The sequence below is a fragment of the Candidatus Firestonebacteria bacterium RIFOXYD2_FULL_39_29 genome (genome assembly GCA_001778375.1).
Taxonomy (GTDB): domain Bacteria; phylum Oederibacteriota; class D2-FULL-39-29; order D2-FULL-39-29; family D2-FULL-39-29; genus D2-FULL-39-29.
Genome location: MFGV01000004.1, coordinates 1 through 9,529, shown reverse-complemented (window position 1 = coordinate 9,529; position 9,529 = coordinate 1). Strand labels below are relative to the sequence as shown.

General features: G+C 37.9%; 8 protein-coding genes. 4 read left to right on the top strand and 4 right to left on the bottom strand.

The window, feature by feature from the left end:
- Positions 1-452: 452 nt before the first annotated feature.
- From A2536_07330 to A2536_07315, 4 genes are all read left to right on the top strand, one after another.
- Positions 453-1,748, top strand: a complete 1,296-nt coding sequence (locus tag A2536_07330) for a hypothetical protein (GenBank protein ID OGF48355.1) — start codon at positions 453-455, stop codon at positions 1,746-1,748.
- Positions 1,749-1,820: 72 nt separating this feature from the next.
- Entirely contained in the window at positions 1,821-3,065 is a 1,245-nt protein-coding gene (locus A2536_07325) for a hypothetical protein (GenBank protein OGF48354.1), read from the top strand.
- A 14-nt stretch (positions 3,066-3,079) separates the two neighbouring features.
- Positions 3,080-4,327 (top strand): hypothetical protein, encoded by a 1,248-nt coding sequence (locus tag A2536_07320; protein OGF48353.1) that lies wholly within the window; start codon positions 3,080-3,082, stop codon positions 4,325-4,327.
- A 104-nt stretch (positions 4,328-4,431) separates the two neighbouring features.
- Complete coding sequence (locus A2536_07315) at positions 4,432-5,136, top strand: hypothetical protein (GenBank protein ID OGF48352.1); 705 nt, start codon at positions 4,432-4,434, stop codon at positions 5,134-5,136.
- Positions 5,137-5,395: 259 nt separating this feature from the next.
- On the opposite strand, the gene A2536_07310 is transcribed toward A2536_07315, so the two are convergent.
- The 4 genes from A2536_07310 to A2536_07295 all read right to left on the bottom strand — a co-directional run bounded on the left by A2536_07310 (position 5,396) and on the right by A2536_07295 (position 9,256).
- Entirely contained in the window at positions 5,396-6,808 is a 1,413-nt protein-coding gene (locus A2536_07310; protein ID OGF48351.1) for a pyruvate kinase, read from the bottom strand.
- Entirely contained in the window at positions 6,805-7,320 is a 516-nt protein-coding gene (locus A2536_07305; GenBank protein OGF48350.1) for a fumarate hydratase, read from the bottom strand. Before A2536_07305 ends, A2536_07310 begins: the two co-directional genes overlap by 4 nt.
- Positions 7,317-8,171 carry a fumarate hydratase gene (locus tag A2536_07300; protein OGF48349.1) on the bottom strand — a complete coding sequence of 285 codons (855 nt, stop codon included), beginning with the start codon at positions 8,169-8,171 and terminating at the stop codon, positions 7,317-7,319. The genes A2536_07305 and A2536_07300 overlap by 4 nt, the downstream gene beginning before the upstream one ends.
- Before the next feature lie 149 nt (positions 8,172-8,320).
- Positions 8,321-9,256: a malate dehydrogenase gene (locus A2536_07295; protein OGF48348.1), complete on the bottom strand. Its 936-nt coding sequence runs from the start codon at positions 9,254-9,256 to the stop codon at positions 8,321-8,323.
- Between the last annotated feature and the right edge of the window lie 273 nt (positions 9,257-9,529).

The following is a 9,529-nucleotide window of genomic DNA, read 5'->3' as shown; positions in this document are numbered from 1 at the left end:
ATTTTAGAGGTAAAAGTTCAGATTTTTCAAGAAAGGAGGTTTTGTAACCAAGGATGCTCGCTACTTCTCAAACACAACATTTGACATTAACTCAACGTGAGTTAACTTTGTTAACTCACAGTCATTACCTTTACAAAATTTGACACATTTCCCTTCAGTTTTAAAGTTCCGGCGGCGATTATTAGTTTGTCGCCTTTTTTGAAGAGATTGGATTTCTTGATGAACTCGTCGGTTAGTTTGAAGACTACTGAGGAGTTGGTTTTTTAGTTATAATATTATGTATGCAGAGAATATAATTGATGGGGGTGAGAATAGCTATTGTAAAACAAGGATTGCTTGCGATGTGCTATAATAGTCCGTATGTCGATAATATAAGTACCATAAATATCGATATTGCGATAATATGTTGACATGTGTCAATATTTTTGCTAATATTTGATGGGAGATGCAAAATGAAAAGGAAATTCATTAAGAAATTAGTAAACTGGAAAGAAAAACACATTAATACGCCATTATTGTTGTCAGGAGCAAGGCAAACTGGAAAGACTTATATTTTAAAGGAATTTTGTAAAAATTACTTCAAGGATTCTATTTATATAAATTTTGAAGAGCAGAGTGAATTTGTAAGCTTTTTTGAAAGTTCTTTAAATCCGGAAGAAATACTGGGGAAAATAGAAATTTACCTGAGCAGGAAAATAGACGTAAAGGAAACAATTATATTCTTTGACGAGATACAGGTAAGTGAGCGAGTGATTTCGTCTTTGAAATATTTTAGTGAATCAAAAAAAGGTTACAAAATAGTTTGCGCAGGCAGTTTGCTTGGTGTAAAATTAAACCGGTTTAAGTCATCTTTTCCTGTGGGAAGTGTTTACTTTGAAACACTTTATCCCATGGACTTTGATGAGTTTCTTATGGCACTGGATGAAGAGCCTCTGATCGGAGAGATAGATAAGTCTTATGAAAAGCTAAAGATGCTAGATGATACTTTTCATAAAAAAGCTTTGGAACTTTATCGTGCCTACCTTGTTATTGGTGGGATGCCTCAATCAATACTGGAATATTTAAAAAGCGGTAAGAATTTTGCTTCTTTTGATAGGCAAATTCAGGAAAATATAATTATTTCGTATCTGGCTGATATGGCGAAATATACTAATAACGAAAATGCTGTGAAAGTTAGTAATGTTTATAAAAGTATCCCTGCTCAACTGGCAAAAGAGAATAAAAAATTTCAATATAAAATGATAGGAACAAAAGCGAAGAAAGAGAGTTACGAGAGCGCGATTGATTGGCTTATCTTAAGCGGTCTTTTGCTTAAAACGACTAAAGTGGAATTACCTCAAGTGCCTTTAACTGCTTATCAAAAAGCCAATATGTTTAAACTGTATTTTTCCGATGTCGGGCTTTTGTGCGCTCTGTCTAAGATAAACCCAGGAGAGATCTTTCTTGATACGAATATGATGTATAAGGGGGTGTTGACGGAAAATTATGTGGCGCAAACTCTTGCTTCTAATGGCTATGATCTTTTTTATTGGGAGTCGAAATCACTCGCGGAAATTGATTTTCTGATAAATACCGCGAAGGGTATAGTTCCGGTTGAAGTTAAGTCTTCAGACAATACCGTATCCAAAAGCCTGTACTCCTATATGGAGAGATATAAGCCGGATCACGGAATTAGAATATCAACTAAAAATTTTGGAATGATGAACGGCATAAAAAGCATTCCCTTGTACGCAGCATACAAGATTTAGTTCTGCTAAATAAAGATTGTCTCGGGTGATTATAATTTATTAGAACGCTTGAAAAATGATAGGGAGGAGCAGTTGAAGAGTTTTATATTGGATTTTATCCTGGCTTGTAATTTATTGTGTTATCCAATATTTGTTGACCCGCCTATAGATTTCCCCAATACTTCTGTAAAGTCCGCTCTCGAAACCGTGTTTTTGAAGACAGGTGTGAAATATTCGATAGAAGTTGATGATATCAATAAATATGGAAATGTAACTTTGATGATAACCGAAAGACAAGAGCTGGATACTATTTTGTACCTTATTCTTGAACCGCATAGATTGAAGTATGAAAAAGATGCTAGTGGTGTTTACTGTATAAAAAAAAAGGTGGACATATTTAGGGGTGATTTTCATAAATTATATGCATTTACATATGCTCGTGTTGAAAAAGTTGCTGCTGAAATAAGGAAAATTCTTACAAAAGATGGTGTTGTATCTGTGGACACTGTTACAAATGCTATTATTATTGCGGATTTTTCTGAAGTATTTGAAGGCGTGGAAGATTTGTTAAGTCAACTAGACAAACCAGGAAAGGAAACTAATATTAGGTTTGGTTATATGTTTATTGACGGAGCTCTTCCGAATAGAAAGAATAATTCTATTTGCTTCTCTGAAATAGAGGGGATGATAAAAAATAAGAAAATCCAAAATTCATATGTTTTTGATATATTTTCCGAGAAAAACGTAGTTTCGGAAAGCGCATTTAATCTAAAGAATTCTAAAATAAATATTAAGTGTTCCGCTTTCGGCGATTTATATATGGATTCGAAAATTAAAATTGAAGCTTCGTTCCAGGGCGAGGACTTTTGTCCTGCAATAAAAAAAATAAATACTGAATTTACTGTTAAAAATGGCGAAGTTGTTCCTGTTTTACAGATGACTCTTGACGGCAAAAGCTATGGGCTATATCTAAGTGCAATTATGAAAGACAATGCTCCTCCAAGGTGTCAAAATACTCCTTGGATTAGCCAATATGAAATAAGAATGTCAGAAAAAACAGATGTATTAATAGATTGGAAGCAAGATTTACCTTTTGGTGCAAACGGTATATCGCATTATCGGGCTTATAGGGATACAAAACCGATAACGGATATACATGATATGAAACCAATTCAGAATTTTATAGACGGTGGTTCGACTTCTTGGATGGATACTACTCCGAAAGAAAGAAGACGAACGTACTACTATGTTGTCACCGCTGTAAATGCTTCAGGCATGGAACAAGCCATAGACTCGACAGGAAGATCAAACGTAGTAATAACTATACCGGAAAGATAAAACAGGAGGAAGATATGAAAACATTCATTTTGTTGTTTATAATGTTAATCTCGATGTTTTGTGAGACAAAATATATTGAAGCGCCTTTGGATTTTCCTAATACCCCTGTAAAAACAGCTCTTGAAACAGTATTTTTGAAAGCAGGGGTAAAATACTCGATTGAAGTTTATGATTTACCGACCTATGGGAATGTGACACTAACGATAACGGCAAAACAAGAGTTAGATGTTGCTTTATCTCTGATATTAGAGCCGAAAAGTCTAACTTTTATAAAAGATGCAAATGGCGTTTATCATATTTTAAAAACTCATTGTGGTACTTCAATACCTCGAGTCACAAAACTGTACCCTTTGACTTATGTTTCTGCAGGGGATATTGTCCGCCAAGCTCGGAGTGTATTAACTAAAGATGGTATAGTTTCTGTTGATATTTCTGAAAATTCATTAATTTTTACAGATTTTTCAGAAGTGTACGAGGGAATTGAACAGTTTATAAAGGAGAATGATGTTAGGAGAAAAAACCCTGATATTCAACTTGGTCTTCTTTTTGCTAAAAATGAACTTCCGGATAAGAGACGCATACTCCCCAGCTTTCTTGAGATAAAAGAGTTAATAAAATACGGAAAACTTCCGGATTCGTATATGTTTGAACTCATTTCAAAAGAAAAAGCCGTAACCGATGGCGAGTTTATTGTTAAAAATTCAAAAGTAAATGTAAAATGTTCAGCTGTAATGGAAAAAGATGGAGATTTAAAACTTACTTACGATATTACACTAACAGGAAATGAAATACTGCCTGTTGCTAATAAAATTAAGACAGAAATAACAATAAATAATGGTGAAACATATCCTATTATAAAGGCAATCTCTGATGGAAAGAGTTATGGGCTTTTTGTTACGGCTAGTGTAAAAGATTACGCGCAGCCAAGGTGTAAAAATACTCCCTGGATATCCCAATATGCTGGATATGTTCCGAGAGAAACAGAAGTACTTTTAGACTGGAAGTCGGATGTCCCCTTTGGAGGAAACGGTATTTCCCATTATAGGGTTTATAGGGACACAAAAACAATAACAGATGTGCGGAATATGAAACCTTTCCAGGATTTCATTGATGGTGGTTCAACTTCATGGATAGATACGTCCTCAAAGGATAGAAGTCGGACTTATTACTATGTCGTCACAGCTGTGAATGCTTCTGGGATGGAACAATCCATTGACCCGTCAGGAAGATCAAACGCAGTGATAACTATTCCGGAAAGATAAACTTTAAGACGCTGGATTCCGAGTTTGAGCTCGGAATCACAAAAAGTGATAAAAAGGGTGATAGTGAAGAGGAAAGGGTTATAATAAATTAATCTAGGGTGGGTATGAAAAATTCAAAAGTACAAATAGCAATATTAATCTTTTTACTGTTTGTTTTCATATTTGTGGTTATAATTGCATATAATTCTGTTTCGAATAAGATAGGTTCCGTGCAAATAAAAACTGTAACTAAGGAAATTAGATCTATAGATAGAAAAGTTAAACTTGAAGACTTGTTAATAAAAGAAGAAGATCCTATTAAAAGACGTCTGCTTTCTGAAGTATTTCGAGGAGAGAATTACGAGGATTGCAGTGGCTTACCTGTAATATTAATAAAAGAAATAATAGACGGGCACTTTGTTTCGAAAGATAAAAAAGAAAAACTTGTTATTGCTGAACTTCAAGGTCTGTCTCATTCCAAAGGAGGTTGTAAAGAGTATTTTGTTGTGTATGATGATAGTCTGATCAAGAGAATATCAATTCAAAAAGAAATGATCATAGGATTTGGTTTTTATAAGGTACTTAAAGGAAAACTGAAAAGTCACATATTGTTTACTTGGTGTGATGGGAATCAGGGTCATTATACTTGGGAAGGCACTTTAATTACTTTTGATGAAGCGGGAAATGCACAATCTCAATCGTTGTATAATTACAGCGGGTTTGTGTCCAAAACAAAAGATGTTAAATATGAAAATAATAAATTGATTACAAATGAAAAAGATTACTATTGGTATGCTGAGTCTGACTCTTTTAGGCAGTTAAATCAATGATTTGAAATAATGGAACAAGCCGTAGACCCTTCAGGAAAATCAAACGCAGTGATAACTATTCCGGAAAGATAAACTTTAAGACACTGGATACCGCCCTCCACAAAGCGTTGGCGGGTCAAAAAAGAGATCTGAATCCGGTATGACAAGAAAATATAGTTGCCTGATTAATCAGGCGCTCGATGAATCGAGCAACTACTGATTGAGGAAAAGCTTTTACCTTACAAACCTTATGAACTTTACAAACCGTGAGTTAACTTTTTTAACTCACAGTCATTATCTTTACAAAATTTGACACATTTCCTTTCAGTTTTAAAGTTCCGGCGGCGATGATTAGTTTGTCGCCTTTTTTGAAGAGATTGGATTTCTTGATGAACTCGTCGGTTAGTTTAAAGATTACCGAGGAGTTGGCGTGTTTGGGGATACGGCAGGGGTAGACGCCGAAGGGGAGGACTAACTGACGCTGGACCCGTTCGGTGGATGCCAGGGCTATTATCCTGGCGTTTGGGCGGTATCTGGAGACCATTCTGGCGGTCTTGCCGCTTTCAGTCGGGACAAGGATGTCTTTTACTCCGTATACTTCGGAGATCCTTACTACATTTTTACTGATAATATCCGATAGGTCGTCAGTTGCAAGATAATCTACGTTTTTACTCCGGTCTATTTTTGGCTCAACCGTTTTTCCTATTTTATACATCATCTCTACGGCCTGGATAGGGTATTTGCCTATGGCTGTTTCACCGGAAAGCATGATTGCATCGGTGCCGTCAAAGATGGCGTTCGCCACGTCGGAAACTTCCGCTCTGGTCGGGGAAGGATTTTCTATCATGGATTCAAGCATCTGTGTCGCTGTAATTACCGGTTTGCCGAGAGCATTGCACATTTTTATTATCTCTTTTTGAAGGATATTGACTTTTTCTATAGGAAGTTCAACGCCCAAGTCGCCTCTTGCCACCATTACTCCGTCCGTTGAGTGTACAATTTCCTTGAGATTTGCTATTGCGGCTCTTCTTTCTATCTTTGAGATAAGAAAAGGTTTTGCCTTTATTTTTTTAAGATGAGCCCTGACTTTTTTCAGATCGGAAGCGTCTTTTATGAAAGAAAGCCCTATGAAATCCACCCCGTTTGCGCAGGCAAACGTCATATGCTTGAAATCTTCGGAAGTAATGGCGGGAATGGGAAGGTCTACTTCAGGGAAGTTTAGCCCTGCACCTTTTTTTATCTCACCCTGACCGTCAATAACTTTACACGTCACCGTATTTTTTGCCTTACTGACCACCTTTATTATATACTTTCCGTCGCTTATAAATATCTTATCTCCCGGTTTCAGTACCTTTAGAATAACAGGATACGCGATATTGAACTCATTATCTGCTTTAGGCATACCTTTTACTATGGTTACAATACTTCCTTCTTTTACCGGGATGGATTTCTCTATTCCGCGCACTCTTAGTTTTGGCCCCGGCATATCGGCAAGTATTCCGATAGGTCTTTTGATCTCTTTCTCGATGCGGCGTACTAAAAGTATAGTTTTTTTATACTCTTCATATTTTCCGTGGGAAAAGTTTATCCTTACAATGTCCAGTCCCTTTGTTATCATTTTTTTAAGGGTTTCATAAGATTCGGAGGCGGGACCTGCGGTTGCGACTATCTTTACTCTGTTCCAGTTTATCATAGAGATTTTCCTATGCTGTCTATCCAGACAATCGCCGGGAACTCTTTAATTTCGAGTTCGTAAACTGCTTCCGGTCCGAGATCTTCGTATGCGATAATTTTTGCGGCTAGTACTCTCTTTTTAAGGTACGCCGCTGCTCCGCCAAGAGTGGAAAAATAGACGGCTTTCTCTTTCTTTATGGCAAGTCTAACTTCTTCCGAACGGTTGCCCTTGCCTATCATTGCTGTAAGCCCCTGTTTTAAGAGGGAAGGGGTGAAAGCGTCCATTCTTCTGCTTGTTGTCGGCCCGCAAGCACCGATTATCTCGCCTTTTTTGCACGGAGTAGGCCCGACGTAGTAAATCGCCTGTCCTTTCAGTTCAACAGGAAGTTTTTTTCCTGATTTTAATGTTTCGGTGAGACGTTTATGCGCCTGGTCACGACCGGTGATTATTTTTCCTGAAAGGTAAACGAGCTCGCCTGCTTTTAAACTCTTTAGTTCTTTTGTAGTTGCCGGAAAGTTAATTGTTTTCATAGGGTTTTTGATGCACTCCTTAAAACATGGCAGGAGATATTAACCGCAACAGGAAGTCCTGCGATGTGAGTGGGGAAGGCGAGGATATTTACACCAAGAAGTGTCGTCTTTCCCTTGGCTCCAAGCGGCCCGATGTTCAAACGGTTGCCTCTTTTGTAAAGGTCTTTTGCCAGGGTCTTATATAAAGCATCTTTGCCCCAGAATCCTATTTTATAAGTTAGTGCTTTTTTAGCAAGAAAAGCTGCCTTACTTGCATCTCCGCCTATACCGACTCCTATCATATAAGGAGGACAAGCATCAGGTCCGGCTTCTTTTATCGCTGTGATTATAACTTTCTTTATCTCTTCCAGGGAAGCTGTTGGATTCAGCATGTAAAGTTTTGATTTATTCTCTGACCCGAAACCCTTGGGAAGTATCGTTATTTTTAGTTTATTACCCGGAACAAGATCATAATATATGACAGCAGGAGTATTGGTCCCTGTGTTTTTCCTTTCGAGTGGATCGCTTACCACAGATTTCCGTAAAAACCCTTCTTTATACCCCGCCTCAACCCCGGCATTTATTGCCTTCCCTATATCCCCTTTTATCTTTGCCTTGTATCCGACTTCCGCAAAGACCACCGTTATTCCCGTATCCTGACAGATGGGAGTGCATTCTTTCTCTGCAATTTTATAATTTTCGATGAGCGCCCCAAGAATAAACTTTGCATTCTTGTTCTTCTCCGAAGCACAAGCCTTGCAAAGCGCCTGTTTGACATCCGCACGTAGGACGGTGTTGGCCTTGATGCAAAGCGCGCTGACTGTGGTGGATATCTGCTTTTCGGTAATCAATGAAGCTCCTTGAAAATTCATTAGTCTGTAAAAGTCCATAAAGGTCTATAAAAGTCTATAAAGGTAAAATCTCGAATGTATATGTTAAAACAGCTTGAAAGATCAAAATGTTCTTAAATTAATATATTGCAACGCTTTTACGTTATAGACCTTATAGACGTTATGGACTTTTATGGACGATCTGCTATCTCGTCAACGCCATCTTTCACTATTTCCGCTGAATTATGTAATGCCTTCTTTTCATCTTTCGAGAGATTCAGCTCAACTATATTCTCTATTCCGTTTCTGCCGAGTTCTACAGGGACACCTATGAAAACATCATTAAGTCCGTATTCGCCGGTGAGATATGCGGAGCAGGTCAAGACACGGCGTTGATTTTTTAATATACTTTCGATCATTATGGCAACTGAAGTTCCGGGGGCAAAGTACGCACTGCCGGTCTTTAGAAGTTTTACTATTTCGGCTCCGCCGTTAGCCGTGCGTTCGACCAGCTGTTTAATCACATCAGGTTTCATAAAGTCGGTTATCGGAACACCGGAAACAGTTGAATATCTTGGAAGTGGTACCATTGTATCACCGTGACTTCCTAAAACCATCGGTGAAATATCCTTGGGAGACACTTTTAATTCCTCGGCAATAAAATGGGCGAACCTTGCGGAGTCCAGAACTCCTGCCATACCCATGACTTTGTTCTTGGCAAAACCCGTAGTCTTGAAAACCAGCTGGGTCATAATGTCGAGAGGGTTGGTGACCGCAATTACAATAGCATTAGGAGCATGAGTTTTTATCGCTTCAGCCGCCTTTTTTATTATATCTGCGTTGATCTTTAAAAGGTCTTCCCGTGTCATCCCCGGTTTTCTTGCGACTCCCGCGGTTATTGCAACAATATCACTGCCTTTTATCTCGGAAAAGTCATTTGTACCCGTTACTTTTGAGTCAAACCGCAGAATCCCTGACATCTGCGAGATATCAAGCGCTTTTCCCTGCGGCATCCCTTCGACAACATCGACAAGCAAAACATCTCCGAGTTCTTTTTGAGCAGTTTGAAGAGCGATGATCCCGCCAACGTTACCGGCACCTATAATGCTGATTTTTGGTCTGGACATTAAATATACCTCCAATGTGTTTTTCTGTTTCTTAATAGTTTTTAATGAAAACAGAATGACTAAGTACTAATGACTATTGACTATTTAAGGAAGGCGAAGAAAAACTTTCGCCAATATTTATAAATCGCACTATTTTGTATCTTATTAAATTCTAGCGGAGGTTTTTTCCGCTTACATTAAATAGTCATTCAGACTGTGTCGCAATTATTTCTAGAAACACCGTTCTTTGACAACTGGAACCAAGAAGCGGTTTTTTAACCGAACTTAAACATT

Bases quoted from the DNA above. Each gene is read 5' to 3' on its own strand.
- A2536_07330 (OGF48355.1), top strand. From the start codon at position 453: ATGAAAAGGAAATTCATTAAGAAATTAGTAAACTGGAAAGAAAAACAC.
- A2536_07320 (OGF48353.1), top strand. From the start codon at position 3,080: ATGAAAACATTCATTTTGTTGTTTATAATGTTAATCTCGATGTTTTGT.
- A2536_07315 (OGF48352.1), top strand. From the start codon at position 4,432: ATGAAAAATTCAAAAGTACAAATAGCAATATTAATCTTTTTACTGTTT.
- A2536_07310 (OGF48351.1), bottom strand. From the start codon at position 6,808: ATGATAAACTGGAACAGAGTAAAGATAGTCGCAACCGCAGGTCCCGCC.
- A2536_07305 (OGF48350.1), bottom strand. From the start codon at position 7,320: ATGAAAACAATTAACTTTCCGGCAACTACAAAAGAACTAAAGAGTTTA.
- A2536_07300 (OGF48349.1), bottom strand. From the start codon at position 8,171: ATGAATTTTCAAGGAGCTTCATTGATTACCGAAAAGCAGATATCCACC.
- A2536_07295 (OGF48348.1), bottom strand. From the start codon at position 9,256: ATGTCCAGACCAAAAATCAGCATTATAGGTGCCGGTAACGTTGGCGGG.